Source organism: Aeromonas sp. EERV15 (assembly GCF_900079845.1).
GTDB lineage: Bacteria > Pseudomonadota > Gammaproteobacteria > Enterobacterales > Aeromonadaceae > Aeromonas > Aeromonas sobria.
Genome location: NZ_FKKY02000002.1, coordinates 54,001 through 76,918, shown reverse-complemented (window position 1 = coordinate 76,918; position 22,918 = coordinate 54,001). Strand labels below are relative to the sequence as shown.

Genomic DNA, 22,918 nt, shown 5'->3' with positions numbered 1-22,918 from the left:
GTATGGAGGGGTTGGTACGATGGCATTGCCTGACAGCTGTTAGTTCAACGGGCTTGCGTTTAAACACTGTTAAACAGCATTGTATACCTTGGTTTTTACCATGAGCTAAGACCTACCGAAAACCCCAAGTGTAGTGAGGTGAGATCAAAAATTCGATATCACCCCACCAAATGCCTTTATTGTTAGGAGTTTATGCCCAATGCTCTATTGATAATGGATGGGACATTATCTGTTCGGCTAAGCCTCACTGGGAAATTAGCAACATTAAGGATGGCACTTTTAATCGAAACCACCAACATGTCATCTTGAACGGTTATATCGAAAATATCCGCGCGCTCTCTTAAAATTGTTCTAGCAATTGAATTAAAGTTAGTTGAGGTACGATCATATTTGAATGCCTCGTGAGCTGGTGAGACAATAGAAAGAATCAAGGTTCTGAGTGCCTCGGCCTCATTTATCTCTTGTGTCATAGCTGCATGTTGAATACACCTAACCACATCAGAGTATGAAGCTTTCAAATCGGATGGAGAAATGTCAGTAAATGCTTCTATTTCATCAATAGCTGCATTAGGTTTTCCTATGGACGTACTTTGATCTGAAGTTAAATAGTATGATTCTATAGATCCTTTCCTAAGGATAAAAAGGCCGCATTTTTCTAGTATATCCAGAATTGCCGTGAATCTGTTTTTTATGGACACGAACCTATGGTCAGATAATTGAGTTTCATTAGTAAATAGTACACAAAATGTTGATCTGCGTTTGGCAATGCTATCATTGCTGCCTTGATCTCTATTTATCCAATATGGGTGCCGTTCTGCTAGAAATGAGATACTTTCCCAATCATCGGCCACAAGTTGACAGAAGTCATTATAGATAGAGGTCGCCATACTCATTGCATTGGCGGCACCGGATGTACTTGCAAGACTATCAGCATATGTATTGCCTGCTAAGTAACTACTAATTAGTTCAGTCCCGTCTGCAATTCCATCAGCATCAACTAATGCTACTGGCGTTTTGCCCATTAGCCTAAACAATTTGGCAACAACTGGCATTTGTCCTTTACCGATGACAGGTAAAAGCTGAGATCCAGCGGCTTCAAGGTGAATATTAAATACATTTGATAAGGCGCTGCATACAAATGTATCAGATGGGCCTTCAACAAGAAGTGGCCGCTTTGAAAAAAGGGAAAGCTTATGTTCTTGTCCAAGTCGAGCAATAAGTTCTTTTACTTTTCTATTGCTTAACTCACCAGCATCTATAGGGATTTGTACTGGTGATTGTGATATACCGTGACAAAATATGATTGATGGTAGATCTGATGGTTTATTGATCTTAAACATTTCTGTAGAGTGGGTCGCAATTACTATGATTTTTTTATATCCACCTTCATTTGGATGTCCAGATGCATTAATTATTTCTTGCAGAAGGAATGATTGAAGTTGTGGATGGAGGGAGACTTCTGGTTCATCAATAAGTAATGCACCTACTTCATCATCATACAATGCAGATAATATCCCAACTAAATGAATTAAACCTGAGGCTTCTTTACCTGATGAATACTGACTATCAGGATTATCCAGATTAATGAATGATGCCTTGAGGCCGTTGGAGTCCCAATCGAGCATGATATCTTTGCTGAATAGCTTGCGTAACCGTTCTTGGATTTTAATTAGTATGTCTGCACGTTGGGATAAGGTTTGAAAATCACCGTTTAAAGTTTCAATTGAATGCCTTCTACTTGTATCAGATGAGTTACCTAGTCGAGCAAGATCAAAATCCGGATTTCCCCCATATCCACCGTAATCTGAGCGGTAGTGCTCAAGTGGGCTCATTCTGCCAGCAGACAAGAAACGGACCTTTTTGTTTTCTAAATGGGGTGGGAGGGCATATTTTAATGAACGTAAAAGATGTGTTTTCCCTGAGCCATTTGGGCCAATTAGAGTTGTCAGTCCCTTATGGAGAATTATCTCTCTGGTATTATTGGTTGTTTGGTTATCAATATGGGCAGTAACAGTAATAGGAAAACTCATTGATATCTCCATGTTATTTACAAAAGCATTATTTATATGCAATTAGCCTAATGCTAACCGAAGCGTAACCCCATTGGAATCATTTGAGATTCATTTACTTGTGCAATGACTAACCCACCATAAACCCCATCCCCCTTCATGCCGCCGCACTATGGCGGCATGAACATATCCAAGACCCCATACTCCGCGCCCTTCGTGGCCATCCTCCAAGCCAACCCCGTCAGCGGGGAGCGGCTGGCGGTGCTCGATGCGCAGCTCACCCCTCAAGGCGATGGCTGGTACCAGCTGCTGCCGGTCGGCCCGTTCAAGGCCCGTGATGGTCGTCCGTTCGATGTGGCGAGTGGTCACTGGCAACTGGACGGGCAGATCGCTGCTGCCCTGATTGCCCGAGCCAAAGCCCTTGGGCAAGACATCCTGATCGATTACGACCACCAGACCCTCAAGACTGACCAGAACGGCCAGCCAGCCCCTGCGGCCGGTTGGTACAACAGTGACGAGATTGCATGGCGCGAAGGGCAGGGGCTCTTTATCAAGCCACGCTGGACGGAGCGCGCTGCTGCCCTGGTGGCTGCCAAAGAGTATCGATTCCTTTCTGCCGTCTTTCCCTATGACGCCCAGGGCCGTCCGCTGGAACTGCGGATGACCGCCATTACCAATGATCCCGGTGTGGTAGGCATGCAGGCGCTTGCCGCTTTGAGTGCGTTACCAGCATCAAGCCTTATGTCTACCCAACCCGGCCAGCTGGCCATCTCATCCCATGTTGCACAACAGGAGAAATCCATGAACGAACACCTGATCGCGCTGCTCGGCAAACTCGGCATCCAGCCGAGTGCCGATGGCCAGTTCACCGCCGAGCAGGGTACTGCCGCTCTGGCTGCTCTGGATACCCTACAGGCCATTGCCAAAAAGGCGCCGGAGCTGGAGGCAGCGCTCACTGCTGAGCGCACCTCGCTGGCTGCGCTCAAGGCGACCGTCGCCACAGGGCAGGGTGGCCAGATTGACCTGGCCAAGTATGTACCGGTGGAGACCTATAACGCCCTAGTGACGGAAGTGGCCACCTTGAGCGCCAAGGTCGAGACCACGGATGCAGCGACCTTGCTCAAGGAAGCACGTACCCAGGGCAAGGTGGTGGCCGCAGAAGAAGAGTATCTGACCGCCTATGCCGCCCAGAAGGGGGTGGCTGCTCTCAAGGCGTTGCTGGAGCCCCGTCCGGCGATTGCGGCACTGGCCGCCAGCCAGACCACCCAGGTGATCCTGCCCGATCGAGCGGGTAATGCGGTGCTCTCGGCGGATGACAAGTATGCCGCCGATCAGCTCGGCATTTCCTATGAAGCGTTTGCGAAGGCAAAACTGGCCTGACTCGGCTGTATGCAGGGGACAAGTATGCCCCATCGATGCCAACTCGGTATCAGTTACGAAGAGTTTGCCAAGGCAAAAGGCCGGTAGGTTCGATTAGCCGCGCAGCGACGTAATCGGACGAACGCGACCGCCAGACCAACCTGTTTAACCAGAGAAGGAACACCCGTATGGCCATTGTTACTCCCGCGCTGTTGCAGGCCCTCTTCACCGGCTTCAAGAAGAACTTTGAAGACGCCAAGGGTGAAGCACCTGCCCAGTACACCAAGATCGCCACCGTGATCAAATCGACCACCAAGTCCAACACCTATGGCTGGCTGGGCAAGTTCCCCAGTCTGCGCAAGTGGGTTGGTGATCGGGTGATCGAATCGATGAAGGCGCACGGTTACCAGATCGTCAACGAAGACTTCGAGGCCACCGTGGCGGTCGATCGCAACGATATCGAAGATGACGAGCTGGGTATCTATGCCCCCCTGTTTCAAGAGATGGGTTTGGCGGCGGGTATCCACCCCGACGAGCTCTGCTTTGGCCTGCTGGGCGCAGGCTTCACCACGCCTTGCTATGACGGTCAGTATTTCTTCGACACCGATCACCCTGTCTATCCCAAGGCCGATGGCACGGGTACCCCTGTTCTGAGCGCCAACCTGGTGGTGGATGCCGGTTATCAGGGGGAGCCCTGGTTCCTGCTCGATACCAGCCGCGCCCTCAAGCCGGTCATCTTCCAGGATCGCAAGTCACCGCAGCTGATTGCCATGACCAAGGTCGATGACGAGGCGGTATTCACTCGCAAGGAGTTCCGTTACGGGGTCGATTGCCGCGATGCCGCAGGCTTTGGTTTCTGGCAGCTGGCCTTTGCCAACAAGCGGGCGCTGACCCCCGACAACCTGTGGGATTCCTTCTCCAAAATGCGGGAGTTTCAAGCCGATGGCGGCCGCAAGCTCGGGGTGAAGGCCACTCTGCTGGTGGTACCGCCCTCCCTTGAGAAGCTGGCGACTCAGATGCTGGAGCGAGAGCTGGCAAACAGCAGCAGTAACGAGCTGAAAGGCAAGCTGGAGCTGGTGGTGGCTGACTACCTCTAACCCTGTGTTGTGGCTGTTTAACCCTCGGTTTAAACAGCCTCTCTATCAGATTCGACGAGGAAAACATGAGATGGAACAAGAGATGGAACTGGCTATTCGGGTCGGCATTACATCGATGGTTCGTCAGAACTATTTCCGTGCGGGCCTGCCGATTGCACCGGGCAAGTCTGAGATGGTGGTGTCGCCTGAGCAGTGCGCGACCCTGGAGAACGACCCGCGTCTGGTGGTCGTCCGGTTGGCTGAAGACGCCAGCTTTCAGGCAGGTGATGCACCATCGGCGCCTGGGGATCTGGACGCAACACTGGGCGTCCTGACCGGTTCGGGCTATCTGGCCGGTGTTGCCACCCAGCATAGTGACGCCACCCAGGCTGGCAAGGTTACGCCGCTGGCCGAGATGAAGGTCGATGAGCTGCGCGAGCTGGCGCTGCAGATGGGTATCCCGGAGGCGGTCAAGCTCAAGAAGGCCGAACTGGTGACGGCGATCGCTGCGACCGACGTGCAATACCCGGTCAAGGATGAGCAGCCATCTGGCCAGAACGGAGAGCAGTGATATGTATGCCAGCGTCAATGACATGGTGATCCGCTTTGGCGAGGCTGAGTTGCTGCGTCTGGCCATGACGCCGACCGGTGAGCTGGATCAGGCGGCTATCACCATCGCCCTGCAGGATGCAGGCGCCTTGATCGATGGCTATCTGGCGGGTCGCTATCCCTTGCCGCTGGCTCATATCCCGAGTGCCCTGGTACCTATCTGCGCCGATATCGCCCGTCACCGTCTCTATGGTGAACAGGCACCAGAGCAGATAGCCAAGCGCAATGAGGCGGCTCTGGCTTTTCTGAAATCGGTTGGCAAGGGGGAGCTGGCGCTGGGGTTGGCATCCGATGGCGCCACCCTGGAGAGCCAGAATCTGGCTCAACTGCAGTCGGATGGGCGCGTCTTTGGCCGGAGTCAGGGGCGCGACAAGGGTGGCTTTCTATGAGCCAACCCGCCAACCCGTCTGGCACCGAACTTGACTACCTGCAGGCGGGCGAGCGGCTGCGTGAGCTGCTCGCCCCTCTGAAAACGAAAGGGCTCAAGGAGGTGTTTGTAGCCACCGATGTGGCGGCCATCGCCAATTTGGGCCAGCACAGTCCGGCGGTGCATGTGGTTTATCAGGGCGAACGTGAGAGCGAAGGCACCCAGTCAGGCCGGGCCAGCAGCTTTGATCAGCTCTGGTTGCTGGTGCTGGTGCATCGTGCCAGCCCCAGGGAGGTCAGTGCCGGAGTGTGGCTTGCCCGCATCCTGCAGGCCGTCAGTGGGCGAGCATGTGGTGACAGTACCTTTCGCCGCGAAACCCCACCGGTAAAACCCAGTTACAGCGGCGGTGCGGCTTATTTGCCGCTTGCCTTTACTACCCGAGTGAAATTCAAAGGAGAGCGATGATGAGCGAAACACTGCACCTGGAAGGGGATCTCTTTATCGAGACCTTTACCAACGGGGTCTCGGCTGGGGTGATTGGCCCCATCGATGTGGATAGCCTGGAAGTGAAACCCGACAGCCAGAAGATCTCGATTCCCAGCAAGCGCAAGGGGCAATACGGTCAGGCGCGGGAGAACTACCACATTCCCAAGCCTGCCATGGTCACCATCAAGACCACCGAGATCCCACCCGTGCTGCTGGCCGCCGCCTTTATGGGTCTGGAGAGCCCCATTAATCAGGGGGCTGGGACGCTGACTGATCTGCCGGTTGTTCTGCCCGCCTGGCCGAAATGGGCACCGCTCGGCAAAAGCAATATTGCTTCGACTGGCCTGGCCATCAAGGAAGGGGCCAAGGCGCTGGTGGTGGGTACCGATATCGAGGTCAACTATGCGCTCGGGCTGGTGCGGGCGGTGAAAGGTAGCTCGGTAGCCGATGGCGGCAGCTTGACGGTCAGCGCTACCTATAATGCGGTGACCGGTACCCGCATCGCGGGCAACATCCAGCCGGAGATCAAGGCGCGACTGCTGCTTGATGGCCGCAGTATCGTCAGCGGCGAGGCCATCAAACTGACGGTGCCCCGTGCCAGCTTGTCGCCCAAGAAGGCAGTGGACTTTATGAGCGACAAGCCCATCGAGATCGAGCTGGAGGGAGAACTGCTGGCCGTGGATGGCGAGACCGCCCCCTTCTATGTAGATCGGCCGGTGACTGTGTGAGGATTGGGGGGGGCAGGGGAATGAAATACGGCGGGGATACTCGCCGTTTTTCTGATGAGATTGAGTGCTTTTAGGTCAACAGGCTACCAGCCCAAACGCTCACAAGTGCGGCCCATGCGGTTTCGATTGCACAGCCAGTGATTTTTTTAAATGTTGTGAAAAAACGTTGAGTCATAGACACCTCTCTAAAATTATCTGGAGCTAAAGTTATATCGCTCAAAAAACACCCGAAAAAACGAATGGCAGATAGAAGTAAAAGAACCGCAACGTTGTAAAGCGCGAAGGATGTTAGCCCTTCTTGGGAGACCCCAACAGATGTTGGCCTAAAAACACTCAGCTGAACATTATGTCGATTAATTCTAGAGTTGTAAACACTTTCTATGCTGTGTTGCAGTGTAGTATCGGATTGAAGAACGGCGGAAAAACCGCCGTTTTGAACTCAATTGTGAATATCCGCTCACATTTTCTTGTGAGTTTAGCCTACAGCTCTGTTTCGACTTGAATGATTTTATCGTCCACAGTTCTTTCTACAGGCCCACAACCAGTGAATCGAATAATACGCCTTGTAACCCGTCGACCTTCACCACTTGCACCTAAAGAGATGGACTCTCCCTCAGTCTTCAGGCCTAGACTGCCTTTTCCAGAACCGTCATAAAATTCCTCAATTTGAACTTCGTGAGATGAGGCTATTCGTTCTGCGATAGCAAGCTCTTGGGCAACTCGAGCTTGATGAGCCTGGAACTCCATGACGATACGCTGCTTGTTCGCTTCCTCTGTTAGGGTATCGAGCCCCTTTGATTCCGCTGACTTTACTTCATCTTGAGAGTCTGATAGTGCGGAATAGATTGCTTTGACATAGCCAGGGACTATCGTGGCAAAAGCAACTTTTCCCGCAATTGTTGCCATTTTAATTGTATCCAAACGATGATTCCTATTTTTGAGGTATAAGGATGTAATCAGAGATGTATACAAATGAATCGTAATTAAATATTTATCGTTTTCCTGTGATGAGCCTCTGAAAATATTAAAAATCCGTCATCTAGTCATCACTTGATCATGTGCTACACCATATCGCTGGCGCAGCATACCAGTTTGGGAACTTGGTTTTAACGCAATGCCAGTCGCTTAATCATGACCAGTGGTTGGGATGAGGCTGAAAGGGGCAGGATGGATTGCTCTAGCCACTGCCAGTCCAGCGGTGGAGTACCCTCTTTGAACTTCTGGTAGGGCACGCCATCTTTGATGGTCAGGAACAGAGTGCAAGGCGTATCGGCACGACAAACATAGCGCACCATCACATCGCCATGGAGTGTACGCAATAGATGTTTCAGGATCGGCAGCCCTTGTATGGTGTGGTGCCCCCCTTCATGCCAGACGCCAAATTGATGCATTCATGTTGTACCTTTGCTCAAGTGAATCTGAGTATCGATCGCTTGTGCCCACTCGCCACTGTCAGAAATGACAGGCGATAGTATCTTTAGCTGTGAGATTCACGGTGCTAGGTTTGCCCAAAAAAGGGGTTATGGTCGATAAACCCATCTAGAGCAAGCTGGAACGAAAATCACCACGGCCACAATCCTTGACGCTCAAGGAAATCACCTTCTACGACCAGCGTTATTTCGGTTAACTGTGTAATAAGCGAGTTGTGATGGACTCGAACGTTGTCAAATGTGTGGAGCGCGGGACGGCCTTTATAAGATGTCAGAGTTATTGATCTTGTTGGGTCTGGCACAAATAGAATGCGTTTCTCTTGATCCTTCCGTGGTGTCACGTCGATGAGCCGTCCATCTGGTGACTCCCATACAGAGTGGAAAATTGCCTCTGCAAAACATTGTTGCTTGTCTTGAGCGAAGATCCAGCCTGACAGTGGCTTACCCTCGGAGTGTCGAGTTTGGAGCCATACATTGAAGTGGCAATAGTCAGGCTCTGGTACGAATGCCGTAGGTCGTGAGAATTTTAGGTGAACGGCATCATTAACATTAAGCCCAAGGTAGTCCACGAGGCTATGAATAGTTCTATCGATTTTCTTAGGTGATTGTGGTCGAAGTTGAGACAATAACATTGTGATACCTGTTATTTTAATAAGCGTGGATTAGAATTTAACTTTTGGTGTAGAGAATCATTTAGTCATAGTTAGGGAAGAATTTTACAATGAGTGCATTTTCATGAATCCATCCACAAACTCTAGAGATACTTATTGTCCGACCTAACTTAATTACATAGTATTCAATAATTTTTTCAGAACCACCAGTTTTAACAAACTCATCCATACACCATGCTATTTCATCAATGTATCGATTGTACTGTGGCATGAAAGAGTTATGTTCCCCACTATCTAAGTATGTAAACATTGGATCAGGTATAGGAAGAGGATTGCCTACTAATGCACAAGCATGCTCTAAGGCATCTTTCCTAGTGAAATTAACATTTTCTAGATGAATTCCTATTGGCTGATTTAGAAAATCTTCAAAAGATTCAACTGTGGTAGCAAGCAGCCTTTGTAATTCGTCAACGGTTGCTCTACTTTTTGCAAATTCCAGCTGTTCCTTTTGGGCTTGTAGCTGATTTTGCATCTCCTGATAAGTGAGCAAAACGCCGATGAAGGCAAGGCCAGAAAATAAAGTGCCAATTGTGCCGCCAATAAAAGAGCCAAAGTTTGCCCATGCTTGATCATTTTGAGCGAGGCTATATCCTGATAACGGACCAAAAATAGAAAAGTAGAATATGAATGGGGTTGATACTAGCCCACCAAGAATGCATTTCGTTATAAATGACATATTGTTTATTAATTTCATGATTGCCTCTCAGTAATCCGTCATAAACTCTCCTATTCTGCCATTTCTTCACAATAGGGCATATCTGAATCTGATCGGAATGCCCCATGTCCACCTCTACCACCCTCAAACTCGCCCTGGAGCTGGCGGCCAAGGTCACTGGCCGGGAAGAGCTGGCCGCCTTGGCGGGTGAGGTTTGGCGGATGTCCGATTACGCCTGCCGGCTAATCGCACCTACGCCCACTCTCTGACAAAACTACCGCCGAAACGGCGCAGCTGCTGGCCACCGTTAACGGTAGCCAGCGGCTTACAAGAGGGGAATAAACAAGCAGAGGGGTTTGCCGCTATCGATGGTCGCGGCAACATAGGGGTCAGCGTAAAAGAAACACGATATGGCGTCTATCTTCGTCTCCAGCATAATCGACGACATCAAACTTGCGGCTGCTCTCTTTGGTGATTTGCTGGTGGTCTAATCCGGTCAGGCACCAGGGTTTGAAGCTGCCCGGTTTGATAGGATAGTCGAGGTGGCCAGTGATACGTTGTTGCTGGAAATCATATAATTCGATGCGTTGTTGGCTTATTTGATTGATACCAATCAACCAAAGCAGAGCGCCAGAGATGGTCTGCATATCATCGCTGATCACACAGCTATACTGTTCCCGCAGTCGTTGATAAACCATCCTTGCTAAGCCACTACGGTAATCCGGGTCGATAAAGGCGCCCCTGATTTGGATAGCATCTTGTCGTGCGCCTGCGATGGTTAGTGATAGGTGGTTGTATACAAAACGGCCAATTATTATGTCATCCCCTGTGAGACCATTCTCGACATAGGCATAAATATCCTCCCCAGCTTCGATGGCATTGGTTATCCACTCATCAACCCCAATCTCCTCGACTACCAAGCAACGATGGAAGTCGGCACCGGCTGCCATCTCGTACTCGGTCAGTCGTAGTACTGCCAGATTAGGCTGATGGATCAGGAGCGTCTGAAAAGAGATCTTGTCTGTCATGCCATCGGGGGAGGTGTCGAGTTGTTTGCGGTAGGTTTGAACCAGATTGGGTGCCATGTTATCCCTGAAATAAAAAAAGCCTGATGCGGCGATCAGGCTCTTATTAAAAAATTGTTATGCCAAGAGCTGGTGTTGACCCTGATCCAGAATATCGCTGACCAGATTTTTCAATATCACATCGATATTCATGCTTGCAAAGGGTTTACGGACATAGCGTAGATGAGCATTTTTGACGATCAACTCGGCAACAGGCTCAATATAGTAACTATCCGCGGCGTTAGATTTACACTTGGTTTCAAACTCATCCTGCCAGAGTACTATGTATCTTGTCTGATTGAGTCTGCTGGTATCACGGCGAATTTGGATAGGGCGCGGGAAGTAGCTATTGCAGACCTCTTTCGCCACTTCAGTTTTTTGCAGTAAAGAGTGCATCGAGATTGTCATGTTGCACCTCCTTCGTTGCCGTGCCTGACAGTAGGTTAGCCACTTCGCCTTTTCTTGAAGCTTGGACTAGATGGCAAAGTATCATATGTCCTCCCTCTCATTCTAGCGTTTCGCCTCCCAGTGGCGTTTTTTTAATCCACCATAACCCCTTGGCATCGCCTTGCATGGGCAGAATGAGCATGTCTGTTCACTGATTGGTAAGGCTGCCCATGTCAGACCCCCGAACCCTCAAACTCGCGCTGGAGCTGGTTGCCCGTGTTGTTGGCCGCGAAGAGCTGCAAGGGCTACTGACCGAGCTGGAGGCCCTTGGCCCCGGCAGTGCACAGGCGGCCACGGCAACGGCCACCTTGACCGACGCGCAGGAGGCATTGCAGCAGAGCCTGCCCGAGAGTAGCGAACTGCTGGCCCAATCCACCCCCCAGTGGCAGGGCTGGGGCCAGCAGTTGGCTGCGGTGGTCGAGACCCTGTTGCTACTGGACAGTCGCTCCACCCAGGCAGCGCAGCGCATGGTGAGCGAGCAGCAGTTGATGGGGCAAGCCACCCGCCAAAGCGTCGATGGGGCGGCAGAACTGGCCAAGGCCTTTGCTGTGTTGGGGCTGGACTTTGAACGGGCCAATGGCCGTATCGGTGCGGGCTTTCAGAAGACCATCGGCGCCCTGGATGTATTGGTGGCGCACACGGGGGCCAGTAGTGCCGCCATCGAGGAGGCGCTGGCCGCCGCCTACAACAGCGCCAAGACCACCGCCGAGATCGATGCGGTGATCGCGCGTCAGAAGCAACTGGCCGCCCAGGGCAAGATCACCGGGGATGCGCTGGCCCGCTCCATGGCCATCGCCGCCGATGCCATGGCCAAGGTGAAAGGGGGGAGTGGCGATACCGCGCGGTCAGTCGCGGCCATTGGTGATGGTTTTGACGAGGCCGCCGCACGGGCTAAAGGCGCCACCGATGGGATGCGGGCAGGGCTTAAAGGGGTACAGGATGAAGCCAAGCAGACAAATGCCAGCCTCACCAGTAGCGGCGGGGGCGGTGGTCGAGGCGATATCACCCGTACCGTGAACGCCGATTCTTTCTACTACAAGAGCGTGGATATCAATAGCTTGCGCGGCAATGCCGAGGGGCTGGCCAATACCCTGGCCGGGGTGGAGGATGAGCTGGCCCGCTACAGCCAGAAGGTCAAGGACATTCCGGCCTACAGCGAGTGGAGCAAGTATTACGGCGAGAAGTTCCAAAAAGAGATGGAGGCGATGCAGTCCCGCCTCAAAGAGGAGCTCAACAACGCGTTGGCCAAAGAGAGTGCCAAAACCAACCAAACCGCCACCCAGCCACCAGTCCCAATTGCAGAGCCATCTACCCCCAGCACCAACACCCCAGGGACGCGCAGGCCCTTGTCCGAACGGATCACCATCGAGCTCAAAGGGGCAGGGGGCTTGGCCGAACTGCAGGCCGATGAGGCCAATGCGAATGCCCTGATTTCCCTTCTTAAACAGCAAGGACTGCGCCAATGAACGTGACCTTAAACAGCGTGCTGCTGCCAGATGATCTGGTCTGGCGCGACGAGTTCGAGTGGGCGCCGGTCGAGCAGGTGGTGACCCCGACCCTGAGCGGCGCCCTGTTGGTGGAGGAGACCGCCAAGCCCGAGGGGCGGCCGCTGACCCTGAGCGGGCATTGCTCCCGCGCCAAGGTGCAGGAGCTCAAGGTGCTGGAGGCGCAGGTGGCCCAGTTGATGACGTTGACCCTGCTCGATGGAGTGTCTCGCACCGTAGTGTGGCGCCGTCCAGGTGTGGTGGCCACGCCATTGATTGAGATGGCCGACCCGGAAGGGGGCGACCCCTATGCCTTGACCCTGAATTTCACAGAGGTAATCCCATGAGCATTCTCTCTGGCGATATCGTGCTGTTGGCCAGCCAGCGCCTGGTTGATACCGATGACGGCGGTGGTCGCATCACTGGCCGCGAGATCATCAGCGGCAACCATAACAGCCTGTTCCCTGACGTAAGCGATATGGATCGGGCCTATGGCACTGTGAATATGCGCAAGGCGTTTCTGGCGGTGCAGACGGACGACACCGACACCTACTATGGCGCCAATGCCATGGTGTTGCTGCCGCCCAGTAACCCCAGCGTAAACCTGACGCTGATGACCACCAAAGACCACAACGACACCCGCGACAACGCCCGCAACACCCTGGAGCGCTATCAGGCCAGAGGCCCAAAGTGGCAGGGGGTGCTCTACGATACCCAGCTGGAAGGGCAGCGGGCGATCCGCATCCTGCAACGGGTCGAGGTGCGGTTGCCGGAGGTCGGGGAGGTGCTGGTGCTGGTCGGCAACGAAGGGAAGGGGAACGAGGTTGAGCAGTATGTGCGGGTTGACCGGGTAACCGCCGAGCTGCGCAAGTTCGGGGTAGCAGGCTACCAGGGCGAGTTCACCCGCAACGTGGTCACTTGCGTGATCACTGACCCGCTGCGCCACACCTTTGAAGGGGAGCAGCCCAGCCCCTATGACCAGGCGACTACCAAGACCACCCTGCGGGAAACCGTGGTGGCCGATGCCGCCAACTACTTTTCGACCACCAAGCTGGTCGCGGATGCGGCGCTGGGGGCAATGCGGGTGCAGGCCAAGACCATTTTCACCCAGCTGGTACCCAGTGCCCGCAGTGAAACCCCGGTGGTGGATCTGACCGCTGCCGGTGAGCTTGGCGCCCTGCTGGAATCCGGGGTGGGCAGTCCCCACACCTTCACCACCACCTCACCGGTCAGCCCCAGTCAGGGGTTGTTCCTGGGGATTGGTGCCATGCCGGGCAGCGTATCGGTCACCATCGGAGCGGCAGTGATCTCCGACAAGGGCGGAGAGCTGTTCCTGGTCGGTACCGTGGTGGGGGCTATCGACTACGGGCGCGGCCTGCTGACCTTCAACAGCCAGTGCCCGAACTATGGCGCAGCCAGCAAAACAGTGAGCTTTCGCCCGGCAGTGATGCCATCGCGTATCGCTGACACGGCCCAGATCCAGATCGCCGCCAACAACCGGGGCTATGCCTACACCGCGACCCTGCTGCCCACCCCTTGCCCCGGTTCGCTGACCGTCAGCTATCTGGCCCAGGGCAAATGGTACGACCTCAAAGATAACGGGCACGGGGAGTTGTTTGGCCAGGACAAATCCTATGGCTCTGGGCTGCTCAACTTCACCACCGGTTCTGTGGTGCTGACCCTGGGGGCGCTGCCGGATGTGAATAGCGCGATCATGTTCAGCTGGGGCACCAAGGTCTCTTACCTCAACCGCGCCAGCATGGTGCTGGATCCGGTGCAGCTGAGCCATAAGCTGGCCCATGAGGGGATTACCCCCAACAGCCTGACCCTGACATGGCAAGCCGGTGGCGCGACCAAAACAGCCATCGACAACGGGGCTGGCCAGCTGACCGGCGATGCCACCGGCACCATCAATTATGTGACCGGCGATCTGGCCCTGCGGGTAGCGACCCTGCCCGATGGCGGCCAGGAGTACCAGGTTGTTTACCAGTACGGCGACCCGGACACTCAACGCTTTGACTACCCGGCCCGCAACCCGGACGGGACTATCACCCTGCAGCTGACCAAGCAGAACCTGACCCCCAGAATGGTCTCGCTGCGCTGGAATGCCCTTTATGAGGATGTGAAGGACGACACCGAACTGGTGATTGCTACAAGCGACCCGATCATCAGTGTGCGCGATAACGGCGCGGGCAAGCTGCTGGATGCGGCAGGGGTGGAGCGGGGCAGCGTCAACTACACCAACGGCAAGATCACCATCACGCCGGATGGTCAGGGCGGCATTCCGAAAACCCGCTATGAGTGGCGCACCATCGGCACCTATGGCGATGGCCACGGCAACACCATTGCCCGCCAGCGCTGGACGTTGGTTGAAATCTACTACGTGCAGGCCGCCTACCTGTTCCCGGTGGACGACAGTGGTTGGGTCGAGGTGGAGTACCGCAGCAACAATGCAAGCCAAGCGGGCCAGGACACAGTGACAGCCACCCCGCTGGTGCTGGATATCACCCCGCGCAACGGCGAGGCGATTCTGGCCAACTCAGTGCGCTTTGCCCTGGGCGGGTCTGTCTATGTGGACAGGCAGGGGATCCTCTATCGCAACATCGACCCCGCCACCGGAGCCGGTGAGCAGGCCGGGACGCTGGATTACGCCACCGGCAAGGCGACCGTCACGGTCTGGAACCCTGGCGCGCCGCCCGTACCATCCCTGAGTTCGCTGGTCACCAGCCTGGTGGCCCAGACGGTGGACGAGGTGACATTCAGGACGCCGGGGGCACCCATTGCGCCATCCAGCCTCTACCTGAGTGGCAACACCGCAGACGGTCGCCGGTTTGAGGTGACTGCCAACGGCGATGGCACCATCACCAGCCAGGATGTAACTGGCAAGGTGGACTATCAGACCGGGGTGGTATCGGTGCGCTTTGGCCGCCTGGTGACGGCAGCGGGCAACGAGAGTAAACCCTGGTTTGACCCCGATATGGTGGTTGATGGCAAGATCTGGCGCCCCTTGTCGGTGGTGGCTGACACCATCCGGTTTAATGCGGTGGTCTATAGCTATCTGCCGCTCGATGCGGATCTGATCAAGCTGGATCCGGTGCGCCTGCCATCCGATGGCCGGGTGCCCTTCATTCGCAAGGGGTACATAGTGGTGGTGCATTCCACCAAGCGAAGCGCCTTCCCCATGGGAGTGCAGGCGGGGCAACAGCTCAACACCGGGCGCGAACGGCTGGCCTATTGCCGGGTGGAGGATAAGAACGGCAAGGAGCTGGCGCCGCAGCTCTACAGCGTCAACATGAACAGCGGGATGGTGACCTTGGCCAGCCCGCTGAGTCTGACCGGCTATGTGGAGCCGCTGGCCGTGGTTCACCGGGTCGAGGATATGAGCCTGGCCACTGATGTGGAGATCTCGGGCCGCATCACCTTGGCACGACCCCTCAGTCACAACTATGAGGCGGCGGATACCCTGGTCTCCAGCGCCCTGATCATCGGTGACCTCTGGGCTCGCTATGGGGCGCTGTTCGACCAGCGCACCTGGACAAATAACTGGTCTGATTTTCTGATTGGCGACCCCTGCACGGCGGAATACAACGATACGGATTTCCCGATCGTGGTGACCAACCGGGCGACCCTGCAAGAGCGCTGGGCCATCATCTTCCAGACCACCACCACGTTTATTTTGGTCGGCGAGCATGTGGGCCAAATTGCGGTGGGGGACGTGAATACCGACTTTGCCCCCATCAACCCCAACAACGGCCAGCCCTATTTCAGGCTTGACCGGCGTGGCTGGGGGGCCGGTTGGGCTGCGGGCAATGTGCTGCGGTTCAACACCTACGCCGCCAATTACCCGATCTGGTTTATCCGCACCATCTTGCAGTCGGTGGCAGCGGTAGATACCGATCGTTTCGAGGCCCAGCTCAGGGGCAACGTCAACCGTTAACCGGTGAGGCGTTGCGCCTTGCCCGTGGAGAGAAAAGTGATGGCTGAATACAAGGTCAAATGGTTTGCAAGCGAGATGCAGGGCGCCCCGAGTCTGGGCGATACCGCAGAGGGCGCCCTGGCGGCGCTGCTCAAGGCGGTGCTGGTCACCGGCTTTGGCACCCTGACCATCAACTCGCTGGCTTTCGATGTCGCCAAGGGGTGGGCGGCGGCGACCTTTACCGGTGGTCATGCCTATCTGCAAGACTCAGTTGTCCAGGTCGAGGGGGTATCGCCTGCTGCCTACAACGGCGAGCATAGGGTGATGCAGGTCACCGCCACTCAGGTCTGGTTTGAGCTGGACGGCGGCAACCCAGGGGCTCCAGGAACGGGCGCGGCCATGACCATAAAGGTGGCGCCGCTGGGCTGGACGATCACCCACGAAAGCGGGGATGGAAAGACCATCATCGTGCGCCCCTCCAATGTCAGCGAGTCGGGGAATGTCAGCCTGCGCATCGACAATAGCCCGTATAGCGGATGGGTTGGTGCATCTAACCCTGCATACCTCGCCAAGGTAGCGATGGTTGAGGATGTAGTGGATATCAATACCTACACTACGATTTTTGAGCACCGTTGGCCGTGTACCGGGCGCTACTCAAATAAGCGATGGGATGTGATTGGTGATAGTCAGCTGTTCTACTTTATTCCTGCGTATGCAGCTAGGAGTTATCAATTCATTTACTGCTTTGGCTATATCCGCTCGGTTCGACCAGGTGATCGCTATCATGCCATTTTGAATCATTACTCAACGACCAATGCTGCTGATCAGGGCAAGGCTTGGTCAAGTGGCCTTGGTGCGTACTATGGGGCATCTTGGGGGCAAGACTTCGCAAAATTTGATAGCGCAGGATACCGCGTTATTGCCAGGCCGTATCATCAATTGTTCGGTGCAACCAACTGGTTTTTAAAAGGACTTTTTACCAGGTTTGGGAATGGGTTAAACACACCGAATGGCCCAGATAATGGGTTCTATCTTTCAACAGACCCGATCATGGTATTAGAAAGCGGCAGCCATTTGAGAGGGTATTTGCCGGGTTTAGTTTGTCCATATGCGACTGTACCAGCTTGGGATAGAAAGAATTTCAAAGACCTCCCGGCACTGCCAAATAAACTGCTTCGCTTCATTCGAGCAGGGTATGAAGAACAGTGCTCCAGTGGAGACCCCATCACCATGGTCGGGTTTGACCTTACCGGCCCATGGAGATAAGTCATGGCAAGCGATCAAGCATTGCGAGATCTGATCATGGCCAGCAATCCGGTGGGGTATCACCCACTGGACACCATCGCCAATCTTGGCCGGGATATATCTGTCATCGCCAATCATGGCAGCCAGAACGGCAGCTTTCGCCAGCAGGTGTTGACGTTAGCCGACATGGATATTGTGGCGACGAGTGGCGTTTCCTCTCCTTTGGTCGCTATTCCTGACCGGGTGGAGTATCGCGGTAGAACCTTCACTATGGAGTGCATCATCAGTCATAACGAGGATGCCAACCTGGTGATTGCCGAGCGCGGTGGGGATAACCAAAACTGGTCGCTGCAAAGCATTGGGTCGGCAGCGGGGATGAGCACCCCCTCATATCAATTCGTGCTGGGGGCGAGTACGGCACCTGCAAATGGACGAGCAAGCCCCGTCCTGGCTGGCCATATGGTGTTTACCAGCGTGAACGGGGTCACCAAGATTTACCTGAACGGTGTTCCCTTGATGATAGGAGGCCCCGCAACGGGCAACGGGATCCAAGGCAATCAGGGTAATTTGCCAGTTCACCTATTTTCCCGTAACGGCTTATATGCCACCTCTGCGGCGCTGGCCCACGTTGCTTTTTATAACCGGGAGCTGACGGCAGTAGAGCTTTCAGCCCGCCGAGATCTGTTAAATAAGCCGGTTAACTTCAAGCTGCAACCGATGACAGCCATAGCTGCCAACCAGGAGTCGCGCAGCCAATTCCAGCTGCAAGATGTGACATGGCGCGGCGCCCCGTCGATGTATGCGGGGCCGGTCAACCTCCAGCAACAGACCCAGTACCCGCTCTGTAAGGGACGGGACTATTTCTGGATCCGTGATGGGGGGCGCAATGTGGAGCAGGGGTTTATTGAAAGCACGGTGACCATCAGCGGGGTGGGAGTGCGGCGCCGGGTGCTCTGCTTCACCCAGGATGGCGAGCTGGTTGGCGAGACCTACAGCCGCGCATCGGATGGGGTCTATCGGTTCGATCTGCTGTGGCTGAACAAGCGTTATATGTTGGTCGCTCAGGACGACCCCGCCTTTGGCCCCGCCGACTACAACGCCGTGGCCGCCGACTATCAGGCACCGAAACCCTACCCGCCTGGCGGAGGCGTGGCGCCTGCGCCGTTCCCCATGATTGCCCCGCTCAAGAGGAAATAACCATGATCTCCTATGCCGAAGGGCTGCGCACCAGTCGCGCCCAGTTATTGGCCACGGCCATTGATACGGGTACTGGGGCCAGCGCCAAGCTGACCATCTACACAGGCACCAAACCGGCACCAGGGGCTGCCACGACGGACCAGCTGGCTCTGGTGGTGCTCACGTTCAGCCACCCTTGCGCCAAGACGATCGCTGGTGGGGTGCTGACCTTGAAGCCCTTGGCCGAACAGATGGCCACTGCCAGCGGCGCCCCCACCTGGGGGCGCATTGTTGACCGGGATGGGGCCTTTGTGGCGGATCTCGATGTCGGGGTGCCGGGCAGCGGTGCCGATCTGGAGCTGCCCGCAGCGGAGTTTTTTGCCGGTGCGCTGATCCGCATCAATACCGCCACCATCACCGAACCGTAACCGGGGGGCCATATGGCCAGAAAGGATGCCAGCCTAGCGCTGCGTAAGGCCCGCAGCATAAATGGCCAGCTGGAGCTGAACCAGTCCGCAGTGGTGCGCCTGGTCGGCATCCTGAATAGTACCAACTTGCCGCCGCGCCTGAGTGCGTCACCTGGGCTGGTGCTGGCATCGGTACTGGCTGGCGCTCCGAATCGCTCCCGCGCGATGCTTTGCGGCTCAGTGGTGCTTGATGCGGTGCTTGCCAGCCACACCCATAGTCGGGGTGAGCTGGTCGGTGAGTTCATCATTGAATGCGCCATGGCCAGCACATCCCGCGCCCCGGTACCGGTGATCGCCGGGGTGTATGACCAGAACGTATTCCGGGGCCCTGCCAGTGCAATGGGGGATGCTTGGGATCGGGCGGATAGCCATTTCCAGCCCCTCAGTAGCGAATGGCAGAAGGCAGGCACCGAGCGGGCAACCAGCCGGGCTCTGTGGCAACAAGCCGCCGCGAATCAGCAGCTGGTGGCTGAGCTGGGCGAGCAGATGCCCCAGACGTTCATGGCCAATCAGCAGCGCTTTGCCGAGGGGCTGCCGGTCAGCCAGCAGAACCGCCAGGGCTATGACAGCCTGGCCGCTGGCCATGTGGCGAATCAGTCCCTGTGGGTTGAGGCGGCGCCGGTTGGCAGCTGGCGCCTGGTCGGGTTCACCAACCCGCCGCGCTTTGACAAGGTCTGGCAGGCTGACCAGTGGCAAGAAGGCATCCCCATCGGTAAGGGGGTGGCTGCTCAAGCCTGGCACCACGGCAAGCCGCTGATAGAGGGCTGGCGTGATGGCTGGGATGAGGCCATCACGCCCACCTGGGGCAAGACGCCGCCGCCAGAACCACCCAAGCCACCCATTCGCCCAGATAAGCGGGTGCTGCGCCTGGCGTTCGGGCGCAAGCGCGACACGGCAGAGCTGGAGTTTGTCTGGCAGGGCAGTGATGCGGCAATCGTCATTCCAACCCGGAGGGTTTATCTGGTGAGCAATACAGCGGAGATTGTGCGGGTACGCGATGGGCTCGATATCCCTGCCACGGCAGTAAGTATCGAGCTCGATACCGACTCCTGGGCATGGCAGTTCAGTGCTCAAATCCCCCGCATTGCGGCGGCTGGGCTGACTGATGAGGAAGAGGTCAGCATTCATATCAACGGTCAGCAATGGAACTGCGTGTGCGATGGCTGGCAATCGAGCCAGAGCTTTGGCCGCGAGTCGGCAACGCTGACGGGACGCTCTCGCACCGCTTACTTGTCGCCGACCCATGTATTGGCGCAGGCGGTGGGTGAGCGTGCTGCCGCGACCATGGCCCAGCTGGCGGCCGCCGTCTTGCCTGTTGGTTGGACGCTGGATTGGCAAGCGGCTGACTGGTTGGTGCCTGCCGGGTTCTTTAGCCTGGATAACCAGACCCCGATCGAGGTGGTCAGGTACCTGGCCGAGGCGGCCGGTGGCTTTGTGCTGCCACACCAGCGCAACCGTCATCTGGTCATCAAGCCACGTTATCCCACCGTGCCATGGCAGCTTGATACTGCTCAGGCCGATGTGGCGATCCCCCGCGCCATCATCACCACCCTGGGTAGTGACTTCCAGCCGGGTCATGCCGCCAACGGGATCTGGGTCAGCGGTGGTCACCAGGGCATCAGTGCGCGGGTGGTGCGCCAGGGGACGGCTGGCGAGCAACAAGCGCCGACTATCACCCACCCGCTGGTATGTGATGTGACGGCAGCTCGTGCCCAAGGTGTGGTGGGGCTGGCCAAGACCATGCCCAGGCGCACTCAGACCATCGAGCTGCCGTTGTCTGCTGATACCGGTTTGATCTTACCGGGCGCTCTGCTCGCCGTGGACGGTTGGAAGGGTTACAACCGGGGCATCAGGGTCTCTGCTGCGCTGCAGAACAGGGCCATGACGGTACGCCAGCAGCTGAGTGTGGAGCGATTTGTATGAACCTGTTTAAGCGATTCCTTGATCTGGTGCCCGGCGCTGATCCCTTGTTGGTTGGAACCGTGACCGCAGCAGGTACTACGACGACCACTCTCAGTACGTTGGCGGGCGGGACAGTCACAGTACGGGGCACCGGTGTAGCCATCGGCAAGAAGGCATTTTACCGGGGAGGGGAGCTAGCAGGAGAGGCGCCGGATTTACCGACCTATGAAATAGAGGTTTAATGCCGGTTTAACGGGGTTATCAAACTCAGTGATTCCGGTGCCATCAAGTTTGATAAACTACTGGGCCGGTAGCTTTTCATTTTCCCCGTAACTCTTTTTCATTTTCGGCGGCGGGCTACACTTCGGATGGCCATTTTTGCCGCAGTTCAACACATCAGAGCACCTTATCGCGGCAAGATGAGGTATCTTATGCCCCGATTTCATCCATTAAACGGATCCGAGACCCCATATGATCATCAAACCCAAGGTTCGCGGCTTTATCTGCACCACCACTCATCCGGTCGGTTGTGAAGCCAATGTTCGTCGCCAGATCGCTTATACCAAGGCCAAAGGCACCATCGAGAATGGTCCCAAGAAGGTGCTGGTGATCGGCGCTTCCACCGGTTATGGCCTGGCCTCCCGGATTGCGGCTGCCTTCGGTAGCGGCGCCGCCACCCTCGGCGTCTTCTTTGAAAAAGCGGGCACCGAGTCCAAGACCGGCACGGCTGGCTGGTACAACTCCGCCGCCTTCGACAAGGCCGCCAAAGAGGCGGGTCTCTACGCCAAGAGCGTCAACGGTGATGCCTTCTCCAACGAATGCCGTGCCAAGGTGATCGAGCTTATCAAGCAGGATCTGGGTCAAATTGATCTGGTGGTCTACTCCCTTGCCTCTCCGGTGCGCAAGATGCCGGAGACCGGTGAAGTGGTGCGCTCAGCCCTGAAACCCATCGGCGAGACCTACACCACCACCGCCATCGATACCAACAAGGATCAAATCATCACCGCCACCGTCGAGCCGGCGAATGAGGAAGAGATCCAGAACACCATTACCGTGATGGGCGGTCAGGATTGGGAGCTGTGGATGGCTGCCCTGCGTGATGCAGGCGTGCTGGCTGACGGTGCCAAGTCCGTGGCCTACTCCTACATCGGCACCGATCTGACCTGGCCAATCTACTGGCACGGTACTCTGGGCCGCGCCAAGGAAGATCTGGACCGAGCCGCCACCGCCATCCGTGGCGATCTGGCAGCCAAGGGTGGCACTGCTCACGTGGCCGTGCTGAAATCCGTGGTGACCCAGGCTTCTTCTGCCATTCCGGTGATGCCGCTCTATATCTCCATGGCCTTCAAGATCATGAAGGAGAAGGGCATTCACGAGGGCTGCATGGAGCAGGTGGACCGTATGATGCGCACCCGTCTCTACGCCTCTGACATGGCGCTGGACGATCAGGCTCGCATCCGCATGGATGACTGGGAACTGCGCGAAGATGTGCAGCAGACCTGCCGTGACCTGTGGCCCTCCATCACCAGCGAGAATCTTTCCGATCTGACCGACTACACCGGCTACAAGCAGACCTTCCTCGGCCTGTTCGGTTTCGGGCTGGATGAGGTTGATTACGATGCGGATGTCAATCCGGACGTGAAATTCGACGTGGTCGAGCTCTGATCCTGACGCAAGCGAAAAAAAGCCCCCTCTTTGTAAAAAGAGGGGGCTTTTTTTATCAATGCAATGGTGTTGCGGTTCCGTGGTTTCCTCGCACTATGGTCGTGAGGGGGAGATCGCTACATTGGTTGCCAGCATCATGGCGCGTAAAAAGACAAAAAGGCT

Annotated in this window: 22 protein-coding genes; 16 read left to right on the top strand and 6 right to left on the bottom strand. The window is 55.7% G+C overall.

From position 1 onward, the window contains the following. Window positions 1-182: 182 nt before the first annotated feature. Window positions 183-2,030, bottom strand: coding sequence for an ATP-dependent nuclease (locus BN4575_RS21105; protein ID WP_083220974.1), 1,848 nt, complete (start codon window positions 2,028-2,030; stop codon window positions 183-185). Window positions 2,031-2,168: 138 nt separating this feature from the next. On the opposite strand from BN4575_RS21105, the gene BN4575_RS02155 reads away from it, so the two are divergent. The 6 genes from BN4575_RS02155 (at window position 2,169) to BN4575_RS02130 (ending at window position 6,634) form a co-directional block, all read left to right on the top strand. Further along, window positions 2,169-3,389 carry a phage protease gene (locus BN4575_RS02155; RefSeq protein WP_068976953.1) on the top strand — a complete coding sequence of 407 codons (1,221 nt, stop codon included), beginning with the start codon at window positions 2,169-2,171 and terminating at the stop codon, window positions 3,387-3,389. A 167-nt stretch (window positions 3,390-3,556) separates the two neighbouring features. Continuing rightward, the gene (locus BN4575_RS02150) at window positions 3,557-4,465 is read left to right on the top strand and encodes a Mu-like prophage major head subunit gpT family protein (protein WP_029300337.1); all 909 of its coding nucleotides are present in this window, start codon (window positions 3,557-3,559) and stop codon (window positions 4,463-4,465) included. Between the two features lie 70 nt (window positions 4,466-4,535). Next, a complete protein-coding gene (locus BN4575_RS02145; protein WP_068976952.1) occupies window positions 4,536-5,015 on the top strand; it encodes a Rho termination factor N-terminal domain-containing protein in 480 nt (159 codons plus the stop codon). Next, window positions 4,981-5,442 (top strand): gp436 family protein, encoded by a 462-nt coding sequence (locus tag BN4575_RS02140; protein WP_227274043.1) that lies wholly within the window; start codon window positions 4,981-4,983, stop codon window positions 5,440-5,442. The genes BN4575_RS02145 and BN4575_RS02140 overlap by 35 nt, the downstream gene beginning before the upstream one ends. Next, window positions 5,439-5,885: a phage tail terminator protein gene (locus BN4575_RS02135; protein ID WP_068976951.1), complete on the top strand. Its 447-nt coding sequence runs from the start codon at window positions 5,439-5,441 to the stop codon at window positions 5,883-5,885. The genes BN4575_RS02140 and BN4575_RS02135 overlap by 4 nt, the downstream gene beginning before the upstream one ends. Next, window positions 5,885-6,634 carry a phage tail tube protein gene (locus BN4575_RS02130; protein ID WP_068976950.1) on the top strand — a complete coding sequence of 250 codons (750 nt, stop codon included), beginning with the start codon at window positions 5,885-5,887 and terminating at the stop codon, window positions 6,632-6,634. The genes BN4575_RS02135 and BN4575_RS02130 overlap by 1 nt, the downstream gene beginning before the upstream one ends. A gap of 480 nt (window positions 6,635-7,114) precedes the next feature. On the opposite strand, the gene BN4575_RS02125 is transcribed toward BN4575_RS02130, so the two are convergent. The 3 genes from BN4575_RS02125 to BN4575_RS02115 all read right to left on the bottom strand — a co-directional run bounded on the left by BN4575_RS02125 (window position 7,115) and on the right by BN4575_RS02115 (window position 9,429). Next, complete coding sequence (locus BN4575_RS02125; RefSeq protein ID WP_068976949.1) at window positions 7,115-7,555, bottom strand: hypothetical protein; 441 nt, start codon at window positions 7,553-7,555, stop codon at window positions 7,115-7,117. A gap of 185 nt (window positions 7,556-7,740) precedes the next feature. Next, complete coding sequence (locus tag BN4575_RS02120; protein ID WP_068976948.1) at window positions 7,741-8,025, bottom strand: hypothetical protein; 285 nt, start codon at window positions 8,023-8,025, stop codon at window positions 7,741-7,743. A 732-nt stretch (window positions 8,026-8,757) separates the two neighbouring features. Next, window positions 8,758-9,429, bottom strand: coding sequence for a hypothetical protein (locus BN4575_RS02115; protein ID WP_068976947.1), 672 nt, complete (start codon window positions 9,427-9,429; stop codon window positions 8,758-8,760). Window positions 9,430-9,515: 86 nt separating this feature from the next. Between BN4575_RS02115 and BN4575_RS22025 the strand changes: the two genes are divergently transcribed. After that, window positions 9,516-9,659: a hypothetical protein gene (locus BN4575_RS22025; RefSeq protein WP_176716410.1), complete on the top strand. Its 144-nt coding sequence runs from the start codon at window positions 9,516-9,518 to the stop codon at window positions 9,657-9,659. Between the two features lie 120 nt (window positions 9,660-9,779). Here BN4575_RS22025 and BN4575_RS02110 read toward each other — a convergent pair whose 3' ends face one another. Beyond that, on the bottom strand, window positions 9,780-10,475 hold the full coding sequence (locus BN4575_RS02110) for a hypothetical protein (protein ID WP_068976946.1): 696 nt from the start codon (window positions 10,473-10,475) through the stop codon (window positions 9,780-9,782). 57 nt (window positions 10,476-10,532) lie between these two features. Then, on the bottom strand, window positions 10,533-10,862 hold the full coding sequence (locus BN4575_RS02105) for a hypothetical protein (RefSeq protein WP_068976945.1): 330 nt from the start codon (window positions 10,860-10,862) through the stop codon (window positions 10,533-10,535). Window positions 10,863-11,071: 209 nt separating this feature from the next. Here BN4575_RS02105 and BN4575_RS02100 point away from each other — a divergent pair, with 209 nt between their 5' ends. The 9 genes from BN4575_RS02100 (at window position 11,072) to fabV (ending at window position 22,756) form a co-directional block, all read left to right on the top strand. Then, window positions 11,072-12,367 carry a hypothetical protein gene (locus BN4575_RS02100; RefSeq protein ID WP_068976944.1) on the top strand — a complete coding sequence of 432 codons (1,296 nt, stop codon included), beginning with the start codon at window positions 11,072-11,074 and terminating at the stop codon, window positions 12,365-12,367. Then, window positions 12,364-12,732: a hypothetical protein gene (locus tag BN4575_RS02095; RefSeq protein ID WP_068976943.1), complete on the top strand. Its 369-nt coding sequence runs from the start codon at window positions 12,364-12,366 to the stop codon at window positions 12,730-12,732. The genes BN4575_RS02100 and BN4575_RS02095 overlap by 4 nt, the downstream gene beginning before the upstream one ends. Next, complete coding sequence (locus BN4575_RS02090; RefSeq protein WP_068976942.1) at window positions 12,729-16,322, top strand: curculin (mannose-binding) lectin protein; 3,594 nt, start codon at window positions 12,729-12,731, stop codon at window positions 16,320-16,322. Before BN4575_RS02095 ends, BN4575_RS02090 begins: the two co-directional genes overlap by 4 nt. 39 nt (window positions 16,323-16,361) lie before the next feature. Continuing rightward, on the top strand, window positions 16,362-17,567 hold the full coding sequence (locus BN4575_RS02085) for a hypothetical protein (protein ID WP_068976941.1): 1,206 nt from the start codon (window positions 16,362-16,364) through the stop codon (window positions 17,565-17,567). Window positions 17,568-17,570: 3 nt separating this feature from the next. Continuing rightward, window positions 17,571-18,743, top strand: coding sequence for a hypothetical protein (locus BN4575_RS22395; RefSeq protein ID WP_052449366.1), 1,173 nt, complete (start codon window positions 17,571-17,573; stop codon window positions 18,741-18,743). 2 nt (window positions 18,744-18,745) lie between these two features. Further along, complete coding sequence (locus BN4575_RS02075) at window positions 18,746-19,150, top strand: hypothetical protein (RefSeq protein WP_068976940.1); 405 nt, start codon at window positions 18,746-18,748, stop codon at window positions 19,148-19,150. A 12-nt stretch (window positions 19,151-19,162) separates the two neighbouring features. Beyond that, entirely contained in the window at window positions 19,163-21,112 is a 1,950-nt protein-coding gene (locus BN4575_RS02070) for a hypothetical protein (protein WP_068976939.1), read from the top strand. Further along, window positions 21,109-21,333: a hypothetical protein gene (locus BN4575_RS02065; protein ID WP_068976938.1), complete on the top strand. Its 225-nt coding sequence runs from the start codon at window positions 21,109-21,111 to the stop codon at window positions 21,331-21,333. The genes BN4575_RS02070 and BN4575_RS02065 overlap by 4 nt, the downstream gene beginning before the upstream one ends. 229 nt (window positions 21,334-21,562) lie before the next feature. Next, entirely contained in the window at window positions 21,563-22,756 is a 1,194-nt protein-coding gene (fabV, locus tag BN4575_RS02060; protein ID WP_068976937.1) for an enoyl-ACP reductase FabV, read from the top strand. Window positions 22,757-22,918 lie beyond the last annotated feature (162 nt).